7 protein-coding genes and 1 pseudogene (1 of these 8 only partly in view) are annotated in these 18,180 nt (G+C 69.1%); 1 reads left to right on the forward strand and 7 read right to left on the reverse strand.

The annotated features are described in order from the left end of the window. From ACFVMC_RS23055 to mftA, 7 genes and pseudogenes are all read right to left on the reverse strand, one after another. Window positions 1-10,557, reverse strand: partial view of a non-ribosomal peptide synthase/polyketide synthase gene (locus ACFVMC_RS23055; protein ID WP_379214059.1) — the 5' portion only. 7,857 nt of this gene lie to the left of the window's left edge; only the first 10,557 of its 18,414 coding nucleotides appear in the window; its start codon is at window positions 10,555-10,557; the stop codon falls past the left edge of the window. A 401-nt stretch (window positions 10,558-10,958) separates the two neighbouring features. Next, window positions 10,959-12,311, reverse strand: a complete 1,353-nt coding sequence (locus ACFVMC_RS23060; RefSeq protein WP_379213358.1) for a GAF domain-containing protein — start codon at window positions 12,309-12,311, stop codon at window positions 10,959-10,961. 120 nt (window positions 12,312-12,431) lie between these two features. After that, window positions 12,432-13,907, reverse strand: a complete 1,476-nt coding sequence (gene mftG / locus ACFVMC_RS23065) for a mycofactocin system GMC family oxidoreductase MftG (RefSeq protein WP_379213360.1) — start codon at window positions 13,905-13,907, stop codon at window positions 12,432-12,434. Between the two features lie 12 nt (window positions 13,908-13,919). Then, window positions 13,920-15,323, reverse strand: coding sequence for a mycofactocin biosynthesis glycosyltransferase MftF (gene mftF, locus ACFVMC_RS23070; RefSeq protein ID WP_379213362.1), 1,404 nt, complete (start codon window positions 15,321-15,323; stop codon window positions 13,920-13,922). 198 nt (window positions 15,324-15,521) lie between these two features. Beyond that, window positions 15,522-16,730, reverse strand: coding sequence for a mycofactocin radical SAM maturase (gene mftC / locus ACFVMC_RS23075; RefSeq protein ID WP_379214061.1), 1,209 nt, complete (start codon window positions 16,728-16,730; stop codon window positions 15,522-15,524). Between the two features lie 216 nt (window positions 16,731-16,946). Next, window positions 16,947-17,147: pseudogene (mftB, locus tag ACFVMC_RS23080) on the reverse strand (mycofactocin biosynthesis chaperone MftB); the annotation flags it as partial. A 7-nt stretch (window positions 17,148-17,154) separates the two neighbouring features. Next, window positions 17,155-17,256: a mycofactocin precursor MftA gene (gene mftA / locus ACFVMC_RS23085; RefSeq protein ID WP_209898101.1), complete on the reverse strand. Its 102-nt coding sequence runs from the start codon at window positions 17,254-17,256 to the stop codon at window positions 17,155-17,157. 251 nt (window positions 17,257-17,507) lie between these two features. Between mftA and mftR2 the strand changes: the two genes are divergently transcribed. After that, window positions 17,508-18,146 carry a mycofactocin system transcriptional regulator MftR2 gene (mftR2, locus tag ACFVMC_RS23090; RefSeq protein ID WP_379213364.1) on the forward strand — a complete coding sequence of 213 codons (639 nt, stop codon included), beginning with the start codon at window positions 17,508-17,510 and terminating at the stop codon, window positions 18,144-18,146. Window positions 18,147-18,180: the final 34 nt, after the last annotated feature.

An 18,180-nucleotide genomic window follows, 5' to 3' on the forward strand; every position in this document is an offset into this window, starting at 1 on the left:
ACGGGCCAGCTCGCGCAGCTCGCCGTGCAGATCCGAGTCGATCCGGATGCGGTGGGTCGCGCCACGATTGGTGGATTCGGCGGGGCGCGGCCGGTCGGTGGGCAGCTCGAGCTGGTCGGGCAGATCGGCCAGGGTCCGCCGCCAGAACTCCAGTTGGCGGTGCGCGACCGTGCCGGGTTCGGTATCGGCGCCCAGGGTTTCGGCCTGCCAGAGCGTGTAGTCGGCGTACTGCACCGGCAGCACCGACCACTCCGGCGCGTTGCCCGCGCTGCGGGCTGCGTATGCGGTCATGAGGTCGCGGGCGAGTGGTGCGAGCGAAACACCGTCTGCCGCACTGTGATGCAGGACCAGCAGCAGAACATGGGTGTCGGCGAGTCCGAAAAGATGTGCACGCAGCGGTGTTTCGCGGGCTAGGTCGAATACTGCTGTGGCACTTCGCGATAGCGCGTCCGACAGTTCGATGGAAGCGCACGCGGACGCATGGAGCTCGGCAGTGTCCGGCCCGACCGGCAGAACGACCTGCCACACTCCGTCCGTATCCTCGCGGAAGATCGTCCGCAGCGTTTCATGACGTGCGACGAGATCCCCGATCGCGGCGGCCAGCGCGACGGTATCCAGTGCGCCGGTCAGCCGCAGCGCGACGGGAATATTGTTCGCCGCGTCACCCGATCCGCCCGCGTCCGCGAGGAACCGGTTGAGGAACCACATCCGCTGCTGCGCGTGCGACAGCGGGATCCGCTCCGGGCGTGGCCGGGCGACCGGTGCCGTCATGCCGCTGCCCCGCCGTGCCACCGCGCACGCCGCGAACGCCGCCACGGTCGGCGTCTCGAACAACACCCGCACCGGCAGGCGCGCATCCAGCGCCGCACCGACGCGCGCCACCACCTGCGTGGCGGTGAGTGAATTCCCGCCGAGCCCGAAGAAGTCGTCATCCAACCCGACCCGGCCCGCCTCCAGCCCCAGCACTTCCGCGAAGCTCGCCGCCACCACCACTTCGGCTTCGGTACCCGGGGCCCGGAACGCGACGCCGGCCATCACCGGTGCCGGCAACGCCTTCCGGTCGAGCTTCCCGGACGAGTTGAGCGGCAACTCCGCCAGCACCACGAACGCCGCCGGAATCAGATAGGCGGGAAGCTTCCCCGCCAGCTCGGCACGCAGCGCCCCCACATCGATCACACCAGCCGCCCGACCAGAGCGCATGGCCTCCTGCGGAACCACATACGCGACAAGCTGGTCCCCCAGCCGATCATCCGACCGCACCAGCACCACAGCCTGCGCGACTGCTGCCAGCCCCGCCAGCGCGGCCTCGATCTCCCCGAGCTCGACCCGCTGCCCCCGCAGCTTCACCTGAAAGTCGTTGCGCCCCAGATACTCCAGCTCCGCACGGACGGTCGACCCGGCGCTTCCATCGCCCCGCGCAACCGCGCCTGAACCGCGGCCCGTCGCCTCGACACCTCCGAAAGCCGCCGCGGCGATCTGAACCAGATCTACTGTCCCGTCCGTCGTTTCGGCGGTCTCGCCGGTCGCCGCCCCGCTTGCGACGGTGGCCTCCGGCGGAACCGCGTACGTGGCTACAACCGGCACCGGCACCTGTTCCCGCAGTATGGCTTTCGTCGCTGGGGAAGCCGTCTCGCCCGGTGCGGCGGCAGAGCTGAGGCTCGAATCGGTCGCGACCCAGCGCACCAGGTCTCCGGTTCGGTACATGCGCGTGCCCGGTGCGCCGAAGGGGTTGGCTATGAAGCGATCCGCGGACAGGTCCGGGCGGCCGACGTAGCCTCGGGCGAGCTGGACGCCGGCCAGGTACAGCTCACCCGGGACGCCCTGCGGTACCGGGCGTAGACGGGAATCCAGGACGTAGACCTGGGTATTGAAGACCGGTGTGCCGATCGGGACCGATATCGCGTCGGTGTCGAGCACTTCGTGGAAGGTGACATCGACGGCCGCTTCGGTGGGCCCGTACAGGTTGTGCAGGCGTGTGCCGGTCAGAGTGCGCAGCAAGTGGGCGGGAGACGGCGGTAGCGCCTCGCCGGAGGAGAACACCAGGCGCAGCGAAACGCATTCGGCGGCAGTGGGTTCGGCGACGAACAGGGACAGCATCGACGGGACGAAATGCGCCACCGTGACCTGTTGGGCCGTGATGATCGAGGCCAGGTATCCGGGGTCGCGATGCCCGTCCGGTGCGGCGATCACCAGTCGCGCGCCGATCTGCGACGGCCAGAACAACTCCCACACGGAGACATCGAAGGTGATCGGAGTCTTCTGTAGCACCACGTCGGTCGCGGTGAGGCCGTAGTTCTCCTGCATCCACACCAGACGGTTCACGATCGCGCGGTGCGAGATAGCGACGCCCTTCGGGCGGCCGGTGGATCCGGAGGTGAACAGGACATAGGCCGGGTTGTCCGGATGCAGCGCGCCGAGCCGGTCGGCGTCGGTGAGCGGAGTGTCCGGGTAGGTGGTGGTGTCGAAATCGTCCACGTCCAGAATCGCCCACCTCGGCGCGTCCGCGGCAGGGATATCCAGGCCGTCGGCGACGCGCGTCAGTACGCAGACGGGATTCGCGCTGTTCAGGACGTGCGAGATCCGATCGGCCGGGTGGCCGGGGTCGATCGGCACGTACGCGCCGCCCGCCGCGACGACAGCGTGCAGGGCGACGAGCAGGTCCACCGACCGGTGCATGGCGACGGCGACGGTGCATTCCGGGCCGACACCGATCGATACGAGCAGCCGCGCCAGGCGGTGCACCCGGCTCGCGAACTCGCCATAGGTGAGCTCGGCCTTCTCGAAGGTCAGTGCGACGGCATCCGGGGTGCGTGCCGCCTGCGCGGCGAACATCGACGGCAGTGTCGCCAGGGGGTCCACGGCGTAGGCGGTCTCGTTCCAGGTCTCGAGCACCTCGATGCGCTCGGCCGCGGACAGCAGTTCGATCTCGCCGACAGCGCGCGCGGGGTCCGCGCACACGGCATCGAGCACACGCAGTAGCCGGTCCGCGAACGAGACGACGGTGCCCGGATCGAACAGATCGGTGGCGTATTCGAAGAGTCCACGCAGGCCCGCGCCGGTTTCGCGCAAGGTCAATTGCAGATCGAATTTCGCTGTGTGCGTGTCGATCTCCAGCTGCTCGGCCGTGAGCCCGGCCAGTTCCAGGGTGGCCTGCGCGGTGTTCTGGAAGTCCAGCATCACCTGGAACAGCGGGTGCCGCGCACCGGTCCGCTCCGGCTCCAGCACGTCCACCAGCCGTTCGAACGGCACGTCGGCGTGTGCGAAGGCCGCCAGGTCACGGTCGCGGACGGTCGCCAGCAGCTCGGTGAACGACACGTCGGGACGCACGTCGGTCCGGAGCACGAGGGTATTGACGAACATGCCGACCAGGCCGTCCAGCCGTTCGTGACCGCGCCCGGCGATCGGTGTTCCGATCGAGATATCGCGCTGTGCGGAAAGTTTCGCCAACAGGACGGCGAAGGCGGTACGCAGCACCATGAACAGCGAGGCGTTCGCGTATTCGGCGAGTGCGCGCAACCGCGCGTGCGTCACGGCCGGTATCTCGAAGGCGTGCCGCGACCCGCGCCCGGACGCGATGGCTGGCCGCGGTCGATCGGCGGGTAGTGCCAGGACGCCGGCCAGCCCCGCCAGCTCGGAGGTCCAGTACTGGATCTGTTGGGCGATAACAGATTCCGGGTCCCGCTCGTTTCCCAGAACGGTGCGCTGCCACAGTGTGTAATCCGCGTACTGCACCGGCAGCGGCTCCCAGCCCGGTGCGGCCCCCGCACACCGGGCCGCATAGGCGCGCATGAGATCGCGCGTCAGCGGTGCGATCGACCAGCCGTCCGCGCTGACATGATGCAGCACGACAACCAGTACATGCTCATCGGCGTGTGCACCCTTCAACAGCGCCAACCGCACCGGCGGTTCTTCCTGCACGGTGAATGGCAGTAGCGCGCAGGCGGCGATCTGCTCGGCCAGGTTGCCTATCGGCGCGGTGTCGAGTCGAACCTCGGCGGTGGACAGCACCTCCTGGTACGGAATCCCGTCCAGCGCCGGATATCTCGTGCGCAGCGCTTCGTGCCGAGAAACAACGTCGGTGACCGCCGCGACCAGCGCGGCCTGATCGAGGCGGCCCGTAAGCCGAACTGCCGCAGCGAGATTGTTGGCCGCGGAATCCGCGTCGTACTGATTCAGGAACCACATCCGCTGCTGGGCATAGGACAGCGGCACCCGCTCCGGACGCTCGGCGGCGACCAACGGCACCCGCTCCCGGGCCGTTCCGGCGGCGGGCAGATGAGCGGCCAGCGCCGCGACCTCCGGGTGCTCGAACAGCAGCCGCACCGGGACTTCGGCTTCGAGCGCGTCGGCGAGCCGGGCCACGATCTGCGTGGCGACCAGGGAGTTGCCGCCGAGGGCGAAGAAGTCGTCGTCCAGGCCGACCCGCTCGGTACCCAACACCTGCGCGTACACGTCGGCGACCAGTCGTTCGACGGGTCCTGCCGGGGCCCGGAACTCCTTGGCCGCCAGCACCGGATCGGGCAGCGCTTTGCGGTCCAGCTTGCCGGAGCTGGTCAGCGGCAGCTCGTCGAGCGCGACATAGGCGGACGGGACCATATACGAGGGCAGCGCGGCTCGCAGCCGCCGCGCCAGCACCGCCGCCGGATCCGCGAGGGTGGAATCCACGTATGCGACAAGCATTTCCCCGGCCGCACCGGCGAACACCCGCACCGCGGCGGCCCGTACCCCCGGTACCGCGCGCACGGCCGCCTCGATTTCGCCGAGCTCGATTCGCTGCCCGCGCAGCTTCACCTGGAAATCACTGCGCCCCAGGTATTCCAGGCCGCCGTCGCGCAGCCGGCGCACCAGGTCGCCGGTGCGGTACATCCGCGTACCCGCCGCCCCGAACGGGTCGGCGACGAAACGCTCGGCGGTCAACGCGGTGCGCCCGTGGTATCCGCGCGCCACCTGCACCCCGGCCAGATACAGTTCACCGACTACCAGGTCCGGGACCGGCCGCAGGCGCGCGTCCAGCACCAGCGCCCGGCTTGCCGCCACCGGTCGGCCGATCGGCACCGGCCCGGTACCGGCGGCGTCCACCGGCGCGTGGGTCGCGTGCACCGTGAATTCCGTCGGCCCGTACAGGTTGTACAGACGCGCGGCACTGACCTGAGCGAACGCCGCGGCCGCCGCACCGGTCATCGCCTCTCCGGCCACCAGTACCGTGCGCAGCGAGGCGACGCGATCCGCGGATACCGCCGCCGCGAACACCGACAGCATGGACGGCACGAACGATGTCATCGTCACCGCCTGCTCGTCGATCACACGCGCCAGGTAAGCCGCATCGCGGTGCCCACCGTGCTCGGCGACCACCATCCTCGCTCCGGTTGCCAACGGCGCGAACAACTCCCACACCGACACGTCGAAGGCCGCGGGTGTCTTGAACAGCACGGTGTCCGCCGCGCCGATACCGTATTCGCCGACCAGCCAGCTGATTTGGTTGTTCAGCGACTCACGCTGTACCGCGACGCCTTTAGGCAGACCAGTCGAGCCGGACGTAAAAATCACGTACGCCGCGTTGCTCTCCCGCGTGGACCGCACGCGCTCCGAATCGAGCACCGGCAGAGTCGAATACGCCCGGCAGTCAGCCGTATCCACCTCGATGACCGGCACTCCCGCCACAGTCCACCCATCGGCCGAACGCGTCAGCACGCACACCGGCGCGGCGGTGGCCACCACCTGCGCCAGCCGCTCCCGTGGCTGCTCCGGATCCACGGGCACGTAGGCCCCGCCGGCCGCCAGTACCGCATATACAGCGGTCACGAACTCGGCCGACCTCCGCATACCCAGGACGACAAGCGATTCCGGCCCCACCCCCGCAGCGATCAGATACCGCGCCAGCCGATCGACCCGACCGGAGAATTCCGCATAGCTCAGCGCACGATCACCGTCGACCACCGCGACCGCCCCGGGCGTTCGTCGCACCTGTGCGCGGAACGCGGCCAGCACATCCTGATCGGCCGCCGTCGACTCGGCGCGCCCCGACTCGAGCGCCGTAGCGCGCTCGGCGGCCGTCAGCAGAGGCAGGTCGCAGAGCGGCGTTTCGGGAGCCCGGACGGCAGCGTGCAGCAGTTCGGTGAGCCAGCCCGCGAGCGCCACGATGGTGGCTTCGTCGAAGAGATCTGTGGCGTAGGTGAGTTCGGCGGGGAGCTTCGCCGGTGCCGAACCTTCCCTGTGCCCGGCACCGGCGAAGCCGTCAGTGACCGTGAGTTGAAGGTCGAACTTGGTCACTCCCGTGTTCACACTACTGGTGCAGACCGACAACTCGGGCAATTCGAATCGGATTGCCGCTGCCGTATCGATGGCGAGCATGACCTGGAACAGGGGGTGCCGCGCCCGGGAGCGGGGTGGGTCCAGGGCCTCGACCAGCTGCTCGAATGGTAATTCGGCGTGGGCGAAGGCGGCGAGATCCGCCTCCCGCACCCGGTGCAGTAGCTCCGCGAACGAGATCGACGGATCGACGGGCGTACGCAACGCCAGGGTATTGACGAACATGCCGACCAGGTCGTCGAGCGCTCGCTCGCCCCGGCCCGCGACCGGCGTGCCGATCACGATATCGGCACTGCCCGTGCTCCGCGCCAGCAGTGCCGCAAATCCGGCGTGCAACACCATGAACGGCGAAACACCCTGCGCTCGGGCGAGTTCCGCGATACCCGCGGCCAGATCGCCGGACAGCTCGAACCGGTGCAGGCCGCCGCGCCCGGAGGCCCGAGCGGGCCGTGGCCGATCGGCGGGCAGATCCAGCTGGTCGGGCGCACCCGTCAGCGTCGCGGTCCAGAAAGCCAGCTGGCGGGCCAGTTCGGAGTCCGGGTCGTCGGCCACGCCGAGCCGCTCCCGCTGCCACAGGCTGTAATCCGCGTAGTGCACCGGCAGCGCCTGCCACTCCGGTTCCCGACCGGAGTGCCGAGCGGTGTAGGCGTGCATCACGTCCCGCGCCAGCACCGACAGCGAAAGTCCGTCCGCGGCAATGTGATGCAGCACCAGCGCCAGTGCGCAGCTGTCGTCGTCGACCAGAAAGATCCGTGCCCGAATCGGAATCTCGCGTTCCAGGTCGAAGCCCGCACTCGCGAAACCCACGAGCGCACCGTCCAATTCGGTCGCGCCGATTCGTTCCGATACCGCCCCCGCCGAAGCCTCGGGCAGCACCACCTGCTGCGCGATCAGTTCGGAACGCTCCGCCGGAAAGACGGTACGCAGCACTTCGTGCCGGCCGATGACATCGTCGAGGGCCCGGCGCAGCGCGTCCACGTCGACCGGTCCGCGCATCCGGACCACGAACGGCATGTTGTAGTCCGAGCCACCCTCGAGCCGGTTCAGGAACCAGATCCGCTGCTGCGCGGGGGACAGGGGAACCAGTGGCGGCCGCGGCCGTGACCGCAGTGGCACGACGATGCCGCCGCCACCGGTCCCCGCGGCCCGCTCGGTGAGTTCGGCCAGCGCGGAAACCGTGGTGGCCCCGAACAGTTCGCGAACGCCGAGCGTGCACCCCAGATCAGCGCCCAACCGCGCCGCGACCCGGGTGGCCAGCAGACTGTTGCCGCCGAGGGCGAAGAAGTCATCGTCACGGCCGACGCGCGCACATCCCAGCACCTCGCCGAACACCCGCGCCACCGCGGCCTCGCGCCAGGTCTCGGGCTCGCGATACGCGACGGGCGCTCGGTCCGGGTCGGGCAGCGCGCTCCGGTCCAGCTTGCCGGAGGCGTTCACCGGCAGCGCGTCCAACAGCACGAACGCCGCGGGGACCATATAGGCGGGCAGGGCGCCGGACGCGACCTCGCGCAGCCGCCGCACGTCGAGCCCGTCGCCCACCACATAGGCGACCAGCTGGTCGTCGCGCACCATCACCACCGCGCGCAGCACCCCGTCGGCCGAGCCGAGCACGGTTTCGATCTCACCGAGTTCGATCCGCAGGCCACGCAGTTTGATCTGGAAGTCGGTGCGCCCCAGGTATTCCAGTTCTCCGTGTGGCGTCCAGCGCACCAGATCGCCGGTGCGGTACATCCGTTCGCCCGCCGCGTGCGGATCGGCGACGAACCGTTCGGCGGTGAGCGCGGGCCGCGCCACATAACCCCGGGCGAGCTGTACCCCCGACAGATACAGCTCACCCGGAGCTCCGACCGGGACCGGCCGCAGGCCGCTGTCCAGGACGTACACCCGGGTGTTGAACACGGGCGCGCCGATCGGCACCGTACGGACGTCGGCGTCGGTCACCTCGTGGGCGGTGACGTCGACGGCGGCCTCCGTGGGACCGTACAGGTTGTGCACCCGGGCGCCGGTCAGTACCCGCACCCGCCGCGCGAGCGGGGCGGGCAGCTCCTCGCCCGAGGCGAACACCATGCGAACGGTGCGCGGCAAGTCGGAGTCATGCTGCGCCAGGAAGGCATCCAGCATCGAGGGCACGAAATGCAGTGTGGTGATCCGGTATTCGTCGATCACCGCACGCAGATAGGCCGGGTCACGGTGGCCGTCCGGCGCGGCCAGCACCAGCGTCGCGCCGATCTGCAAGGGCCAGAAGAACTCCCACACCGACACATCGAAGGTCGCGGGCGTCTTCTGCAACACCACATCGTCCGCGCGCAGCCGATAGGTTCGCTGCATCCATACCAGGCGGTTCACGATCGCCGCGTGGCCGACCGCGACACCTTTGGGCAACCCCGTCGAACCGGAGGTGAAGATCACATAGGCCGGGTGCGCGGGGCGCAGCGGGGTGCGGCGTTCCCGCTCCCACACCGGCCCCTCCGGATAGCCGGACAGATCGAGGTCGTCCAGCACGATCGCGGCCGGAATCTCCGGCGGCGCGTCCGCCGCGGTCGTCAGCACGCAGGCGGGCCGGGCGATGCGCACGATGTGGGCGGTCCGATCCGCGGGGTGATCCGGGTCCAGCGGCAGGTACGCGCCACCGGCGGCGAGTATCGCGTACATCGCGACGACCAGGTCCACCGAACGCCGGATATGCAGTGCCACCAGCGTTTCCGGACCCACCCCGCGATCGATCAGCCAGCGCGCCAGCCGATTCGCCCGCCCCGCCAGCTCGCGGTAGGTCACCGCGTCCGCGCCGCAGCGCAGCGCGCGGGCGTCCGGTGTCCGCGCCGCCTGCGCCTCGAACATCGACACCAGCGTCGCGCCCGGCACCTCGACCTCGGTGGCATTCCACAACCGCGTGCTGACCTGCGTCTCCAGCTCGGTCGCCACCGGAAGCGCGCCCAGCGGCGTCTGCGGATCCGCCCCGACCAGGCGCTCCAGGAAACTCAGGAAGCGGGCATGGTGGCGGGCCAGTTCCTCGGCGCCGTAGAGATTCGGGTTGGCCTCGAAATCGACGTGTACCCGGTCCTGTTCGCCGTAGTACACAGTGAGGCTCAGGTCCTCGACCGGCCCGGTGGACAGCACGTGGTAGCGCCCCGTGGTGTCGCCGAGCCGCAGATCGCTGCGGAACAGCATGATGTTGGCCAGGGGGCCGAACAGCGCCCGGTGCGCCGGTCGGCCGTCGTGGGCGGCGTCGCGACGGATGTCCTCGTGCCGATAGCGCTGGTGCCGCAGCGCCCCGGCCACCTCGATCCGGGTGGCCCGCAACAGCTCACCCCAGCGCACCCCGAGACCCGCGCCGACCCGCAGCGGCACGATATTGGACAGCATGCCCGCCGAGCGGCGCATGGCCGCGGTGGTTCGGGCTGTCACCGGCAGACTGAGCACCACGTCGGCGCGGTCGGTGTAGCGGCCCAGGTAGGCGCCGAAGGCGGCGAGCAGCACCACGGCGATGGTCGAATCCTGGCTCGCTGCCACCGAATTCATCCGCTCGATCAGTTCCTCCGGCAGTACCCGGCCGACGATCCGGTTGGCTGCCGACCGCGCCGCCGCGCGTCCGTCCAGGCTGGTCACCGCGTCCAGCCCGGCCACCCGTTCGGCCCAGTGCGCGCGATCGGCCTCGAAACGCGAGCTGTCCCGGTAGGTGAGTTCGCCGCGCACCAGCTCCGCCAGCGGCGCGGGCCGCACCGGGTCCACGTCGGTGCCGAGCACCCGTGCGGTGTACCGCTCGGCCACCCGCATGGTGTTGGTCAACGCGCCATAGCCGTCGAGCACCAGGTGATGGGATCGCATGTACCAGAACCAGCGCTGGTCGTCGATCCGCAGGATCGCCCCGGCGAACAGGCGATCGCGGACCGGATCGATCGGCGTGCCCGCGTCACGGCGCATCCAGTCCATGGCCGCTGCCACCGGATCCGCGGCGGTGCGGACGTCGATCAACGGCAGCTGCACCGGCAGCTCGGGATCGAAGCACTGGTACGGCACGCCCTCGGATTCGCCGAGGCTGATCATGGCGGACTGGTAGTCCAACGCCGCTTCTCGCGAGATCTCTTGCAGTACAGCGACATCCAGCTCGCCCCGGAGGTCGACGTACTGCGCGATATTGATCGGAACGTCGGGCTCGAGTTGCTGCGCGTACCACAACCCGAGCTGAGCGGGTGCGAGCGGAAACCGCTCCGGCACCGCAGATTCGGGCCAGAGCCTACCCAACTCCATACCGGGCACCGGGCCTCCTTCTTCGGGGCAGCGCGAACCAGAGGCCCGAGGCCTCTTGGCACCACAGATGTTTCGACGAGAGCGCGTGACTCGGGTGTCACCAGCGCGAGATTCCGACTGCTTGCATTCGACCGGTTTCGGCGGCGTAGGGGTTGCCGCCTAGCGCTTGATCGTTCCTCCAACTCGGCTGCCGCGGCGATTCCCGTTGCCGCGACGGTGTTTCCTGCATCACACGCATGTTCCGCGCAAACCGAACACTAGGCGCTCGGTTAATAAAAAGGAACTAAATCCAACAAATTATTCTGGTCGGTTGACCAGTCAACATGGGAGCGAGAAAACCCAGGGCACGACGAGGCCCGGAACGCCCGGATCTGAGTCGGGGCACTTTCAGAGTTGCAAGACTATGAGCGGGAACGTTGCATCCGCGTTGCATCGGCGCCGAGCCTGCGGTCGAGCACCCGAATCTTGGCTTCGATCTGCGCATACAGGGTCGAATCACGATCGACCGTCGCGCGATAGGCGACCCAGGCGCCGGCATCGTCTCGCCCGTCCGCACCGGCGGTCCAGCGCCGCAGTACCGCCGCGTCTCCCGAGCGCAGCACCGCGGTGCGCAACCGCACCCGAAGCTCGTCGCGCAGGTCCACGATGCCGGGCGCGGTCGAGCGCGGCAGCACCGGACCGGCGTAGAGCTGCAATGCCGATTCGACATCACCGGAGTCCAATGCCGCTCGCAAGGCCTCGACATCGGTTGCGATATGCGCTCGCAAACGGTATGGGCGCGAACCGATCAGCGCCGCGCCCACCACCGTGCGCAACCGCGACATCGCCGCGCGAATCGTGCCGTTGTCCAGATCGGTGTCGTCGAGCAGCAGCGCCAGATGATCCGCGCCCAAGCCCTCGCCGTGTTCGGCGAGCAGCAGCAGGATCTCGGCGTGCCGCTGCGACAGCGGAATTCGCTCGCCGCCCTTACTCAGCTGCGGCTGCCCCAGACCGAGTACATCGAGTCCGAGCGGACCGTCGGCGACGGGCGCGGGATCTCGCGGCGCGGGCTGAACCGCACGCATGGCGGTCAGCAGCAGGTCCATTTCCGCGGCGGTCGCGGTCGCCTTCACCAGGGCGAGGATCTCCGGCTTGGCCACCCGCCCACCGCCCGCGAGCATCAGCACACCGACCAGGCGACCGTCCGGATCGTGCAGCGGCGCGGCGGCACCGGTCAGCTGATGCATGCGATGCAGGAAGTGCTCCGGGCCGTGCACCCAGACAGCGCGTCCGGTGCGCACCACCAGGCCGACCGCATTCGCGCCGACTCGTCGCTCACTCAGATCGTCACCCTCGCGCACGCCCATCTCGGTCGCCACGGCGACCTGCTCGGGATTGCCGTGGATCCACAGCACGCGGCCGAACTGATCGGCCACCACCACGATCAAACCCGTTCTGGCCGTGTCCTGTACGAGCAGCTTGTCGATCAGCGGCAGCAGCGGCGCTATGGCATGCGCGTCGCGATAGCGCGCCAGATCCGCGCCGCGCAGACCGCGTTCACTGCCCGGGTCCATCGGATCGATGCCCGCGCGCACGCCGCGCAGCCACGACTCCAGAATCAGGGGACGGAGCAGACCGGCCAGCTGGGACAGTTCGTCGTCACCGGCCGTGAGATATCCATGGGCTTGTGCGGCATAGGCTTCCAGGGCGCCGAGTTGGGTCCCCGGTTCGACGCCGGACCGTGGGCGCCGCCCACCTGCGAGATTGCTGACCATTTGCCTTTCTTTCCGCCGCCGACTTTACCGGCGCCCGTCCCGGCGACAGGGCGGAAATTCTCGTTTGTCTGCCAGGTCACATCCGGATAGGATCGCCGAGTTTTGTGACCTGCACGTCTTTCACATAGATTCGAGAACGAATCCGGCGGCCCGTTCGGCAATCATCAGCACGGTCGCTTGCGGCCCCCGGCTGAGTGGAACCGGAACAACCGACAGATCCGCGACCGACAATCCGTCCAGCCCGTGCACCCGGCAGCGTTGATCCACCACCGCGCGTTCGTCCCCGGCCGGACCCATCCGGCACGTTCCCGACAAATGCTGGGATGTTCCGAGATTCGCGCGCAGCCAGGAAATGCCGGGTTGCTGCCCGGCTACTGCGGTACCGGGAATTCGCCACACCAACTCGATCGCCAGGTCCGCCGCCGCGCGCAGGCGGCGCCGATCGGATTCCACGCTGAGATAGCGGTAATCCAACCGCGGCGGCGTCGCGGGATCGGCGGCGGCCAACCGCAACTCACCGGCCGACCGCGGCCGCATCAGCGCCGCGCCGACCCGGCGCACAGCCGGATCCGCGCCGAAACCCACAGCGTACGGGCGTAATTCGAGGTCCTCGTGGACGAGTACGTATTCCAGGGCGACCGCGTCGGCCCCGGTACCCGGACCGCCACGGTACTCGATCCCGACCTCGGGATGGTCGGTGCACCAGGCACCGACCGGCAGCGCGGCCCGCACCGGAATTCCCAGGGCCCGCAGTTGCTCGGGCGGCCCGACGCCGGAGCGCAACAACAGTGCCGCCGATTCCACCGCGCCCGCGCAGAGCACGACGCGATCCGCCGCGATCGTGCCGGATCGCCCCTCGCACATATAGTCGAGACCCACCGCGAGGTCGCCGTGAAACCGAATGCGGGTCACCATTACCGAGCCGCGCACGGCCAGATTCGGCCGAGCCAGCGCGGGCAGCAGATACTCCGTCGCGGAACCGGCCCGCATTCCGGAATCCAGATTGCACGGCACCGGCCCGACACCCGTGCCGGGCAGCGACTCCGGCAGCGCGTTCAGATCCGGAATTTCCGGAAACCCGGCCGCCAGTGCCGCCGCGGCGAATTCGACACTGGCCGGTACCGGATTCACGGTGCGGCGCACCGGAATCGGACCGGCCCGACCATGACCGGGTAACTCGCCGTAATCAAGATCGCGCTCTATTTGCTGATAGCCCGGCAGCACCGCCTCGAAAGTCCATTCCGGGCAGTCGCGCGCCCATGCCGCGAAGTCCGTCGCGAGCGCGCGCACGAAATAGCCGCCATTGATCGCACCGGACCCGCCGAGCACCCGGCCGCGCACGATCGCCGACTCGACCGGCCCCTCGGCCAGCCGGACCGGATACCGCCACACCCAGGGCGAGCCCGGTCCGATCGGCATGCGCCCGGCCCGGCGCAGATCATCGGGTAGCTCGGCGACGGCCGAGAAGACCGGCCCCGCCTCCAGCACACACACTTCGCGATCCGGATCGGCGCTGAGCCGCGCCGCGAGCACACAGCCCGCGGTACCGCCACCGACGATCACCGTGTCGGCCCGGTCCGGCACCGGCACGTCCATCCCGCGCGGCGATCAGTGCGGCGGCGCGGTCGGTTTGAGCGCCTCGACGCTGCGCGCCCGATACGCGCCGAGCCACAGGCCGGTGCCGTAGGCGATGTCATCGATCCGCTTGTAGGCGATATAGCGGAACGGATCCAGCCCACCGGCATCGCGGTGGGTGAACCAGTCGGCCAGGCCGTCCGCCAGGGCCAGGGTGATCGCGATCCGGCGAATCCGCCGCGAGCACAGCATCGCCACCAGCGTCACCGGCCAGTAGTGCCGGCACACCGCCGAGGCCAGACGCCAGATGCCGGAGAAGAATCCGCGCGAGAGGTAGATCGCCGCGATCCGGGTCGGATTGTCCAGCCCGGCGAACACCCGCCGCAGCCGCACCAGCGCCGCCACCAAGGTCAGCAGGCCACCGACCGCTCCCCACTTGGACAGCGTGCCGAACAGGAACGCGGCCACCACCGTCCAGGTCGGCAGCGACAGCGGCGTCACCATGCCCGGCTCGTGCCGCTGCGCCAGCGGCGCCGCACCGGTGCCGTAGAACAGTTTCCGGTCGAACCAGGAGCGGAACGAGACCCGATGATCATGCGCCACATGCGCGGCCGGCTCGTAGCGCAGCCGCCAGCCGGACTTCTCCAGCCGCCAGCACACATCCACGTCCTCGGCCACCTGCATGGACTCGTCGAAGCCGCCCTCGGCCAGCAGCGCGCGACGGCGCACCAGCAGCGCGGCGCTCGGCACATACGACACCAGACCCCGGGAGTGCACCGCGGATTCGCGGCGCCCCAGATCCAGCGACGACCTGGTGTGCTCGTAGCGGGCCAGCGTGGTGGACTCCGGATCCAGCGCCACGATGCGCGGCGCCACCAGCGCCACACCGGGATCGCTGAAATGCCCGAGCATCACCTCGAGCCAGCCGCTGCGCGGCACCACATCCGAATCCAGGAAGGCCACGAAGTCCGTTGTCGCCGCGCGCAGCCCGGCATTGCGCGCCGCCGCCGGGCCCTGTCGGCGGTCGTGCCGCAGCACCGTCACCCGGCAGCGCGTGCCGCGGTTGCGCGGAATCTGCACCGGCTGATCCGAGCCGTCGTCGACGACGATCACATTGTGCCCGCGCAGCGCGGCCAGCAAACGCTCCAGGCCCGCCGCGTTGTTGTACAGCGGGACGATCACCGTGACGTCCTCGAGCGACGGCAGCAACCGCGGGCGCGGGTTGCCGACGCCCGAGTCGAGCAGCCGGCGCGCGACGACCGCGGATTTCGGATCGGTGACCTCGAGGTATCCGTCGCCGATCATCTCGGCCGCTTCCGGGGCGAGCCGCAGCAACCGCGCGGGCGAGCCGCCGATCAGGATGCGGCCCCCGGAATACGCACGTACTCGTGGATCGATCCGTACCCCGAATCCATCGGGCAGACGATCTTGGCGCATTCCAGGCATGCTAGGCGCAGATTCACGCGGAGGCATCATTGGCACCGGGAGTCGGGCAGAAAACTTTGTGATCGCATTGCGAAGTGATTGCCACGGCGCAGATTCCACCATTCGGCAAACGGATGGCAATTGAAGCCGCCCGGCGCGTCGGCCGACGAGTTTCCCGAATCCAGCGCATTACCGGCAACTCCGGGCGGATCAGCCCAGCGGGCTCTCGTCGCAGGACCGTGACGGCCGACGCGTGGTGAGCGTCAACGGAATCGGCCCCGACTTACGCGGCTTGCGCACGGCGGGATTCACCCACCCCGTCGGCTTCGCCTCCTGCCGTCCCCGGATCCGCGAATGATCCACCGACGACCGGGGAATCGTGCGCCCCGAATCCGCCAGCGCCGCCTCGCCGTAACCCTGCACGCATTCCGGATCCGGGCCGTCGGCGGGCAGACCGGTGAAGAACTTCGCCGCCATGCAGCCGCCCCGGCAGGCGTCGTAGTGCGCGCACCCCGAGCAGGCGCCGCCGCCGCTGGGCGCGCGCAGCTCCGAGAAGAGCTCCGAGGTGCTCCAGACGCTCTGGAAACCACCGTCGGACACCACGTTTCCGGCCAGGAAGGTGTCATGGATGGCGAACGGGCAGGCGTACACGTCACCCACCGGGTCCACCAGGCACACCACCCGGCCCGCCCCGCACATGTTCAGACCGGGCAGCGCCGAGCCGAAGGCGGACAGGTGGAAGAACGAGTCGCCGGTCAGCACGCCCTCGCCATTGGCGACCAGCCAGTCGTAGAGCACGCGCTGCTGGTCCGGGGTGGGGTGCAGTTCGTCCCAGACGTCGGCACCGCGCCCGGAGGGCCGCAGGCGGGTCAAACGCAGTGTGGCGCCGTATTTGTCGGCGATGGCCTTGAACTCGTCGAGCTGCGGGATATTGTGCCGGGTCGCCACCACCGACAGCTTCGCGTCCTTGAACCCGGCCGCGGCCAGATTCTCCAGGGCGCGGATCGCCATGGCGTAGGAGCCGGGTCCGCGCACCGCGTCGTTGACCTCGGCGTCCGCGCCGTCCAGCGAAATCTGGACATCGACATAGTCACTCGCGGCCAGCCGCTGCGCGACCTCCGGGGTGATCCGAACGCCATTGGTGGAGAACTTGACTCCGACATCGTGCGCGGTGGCGTAGTCGACCAGTTCCCAGAAGTCCGGGCGCACAGTCGGTTCGCCGCCGCCGATATTGACGTAGAAGATCTGCATGCGCTGGAACTCGTCGATCAGCGCCTTGCACTGTTCGGTGCTGAGCTCGCGCGGATCGCGCCGTCCGGAGGACGACAGGCAGTGCACGCAGGACAGGTTGCAGGCGTAGGTGAGTTCCCAGGTCAGGCAGATGGGCGCGGCCAATCCGGTCTCGAACCGGTCGATCAGCCGGACCGCCTTGTCATCAGCAGCACCGGACCGCCCCTCATCGACACGTCGCTGCGCGTGGCCGTCCGGTTGCGGGACCACCCCCGCAGGTGGCCGGACGGCCTGCGCCGGCGCGGGCTCGGCGCCCGCGGCGCCGGCCACACGCGCTGGCGCGCCGACGATCATCTCACCTTCGGCCAATTGCGCAAGCGCGCTCAGGTACGGCGCGGCGCGATCGCCGGTGATCCCGGCCGCCTCCAGCGCCGTCCGCGCGGTGGCGTGGGCGGGCAGCGATCGCACGATCTCGACGATCTTCGGGTTCTTCAGGAACGAGAGCTTGCGCGTACCGAAGTGGTAGAGCAGCGCGCCGAACGGTTCCGGGCGTAGGGAAACCCGGGGATGCAGCTGCCAAGGGGTATCGAGATCGAGCATCATCATGGCCGGATCAGTAGACGCCGCACATGCCGTCGATGGACACCTCTTCGATGAGGGTCTCCTCGACCAGCTCGGCGCTCTCGGTGTCGCTCGGTGCGTGGAACGTGTGCATCATGCCAACCTCCGTGTGTGTAGTACCAGTCACACGATAGCCAGAAGCGGTACAAAAATGAAACACGTTCCAGTCGATGGGACGATTTCTTGCGCCGCGACCAGCGGCTCGCCAGGCTCGGGCCCATGACCCCCGGCCCGCCCTCGACGCCCAGCGCGCAGACCACCCCGGTAACCCGCACTCTAGACTTCCGGTGGAAAGCAGCTGAACAGAACGTGACGGGCGCCACACGCCCGCGGTGCAGAGGTGGCATGGGAGTCGGACGGGTACAGGGCGCCGGAAGCGGCAATACGCTCTCGGAGCCGGAGATCGTCGAGGCCGCATTGCGCGTGGTCCGCACGGACGGCGTGGAGAAACTGTCCATGCGGCGACTTTCCCGCGAACTAGGCGTCTCCCCCATGGCGCCGTACTACTACGTCGCCGACAAACGCGAGCTGCTCGACCTCGTCGCCACCGCCGCGCTGGCGGGAGTGCGCAAGCCACCGCCGGAATCCGGCCCCTGGCAGCAGCGCCTGCGCGAACTCGTCGACCAGATCGACGAGAAGCTGCGCAAGCACCCGGGACTCGGCGATGTCCTGATCGAGCAGATGTTGGGCAAACAGCTCGACCTGATCGCCGCGATCATGGAGATCCTGGCCGAAGCCGGATTCGGCGACCGCGACGTGCTGGCCGCGTACGCGACCATCCACACCTATCTCTTCGGCCGCAGCAGAGTGAATCCCCGCGACCGCTCGCCGCTGTCGGATGTGGCGCTGCCGGACGTGGTGGACCGGGCCACCAAGCACATGACCGATCTGCGCGGGCGCTATGCCTACGACTTCGGCATGGAGGTGCTGATCGCCGGTCTCGAGGCTCGGCTTGTCCGGCAACCGGACCCCGACGTACGATGAAACTGAAACACGTTCTAGTTTTCTTCCAGACCAC

The sequence above is a fragment of the Nocardia sp. NPDC127579 genome, assembly GCF_042672005.1.
In the GTDB taxonomy this organism is placed as follows: Bacteria; Actinomycetota; Actinomycetes; order Mycobacteriales; family Mycobacteriaceae; genus Nocardia.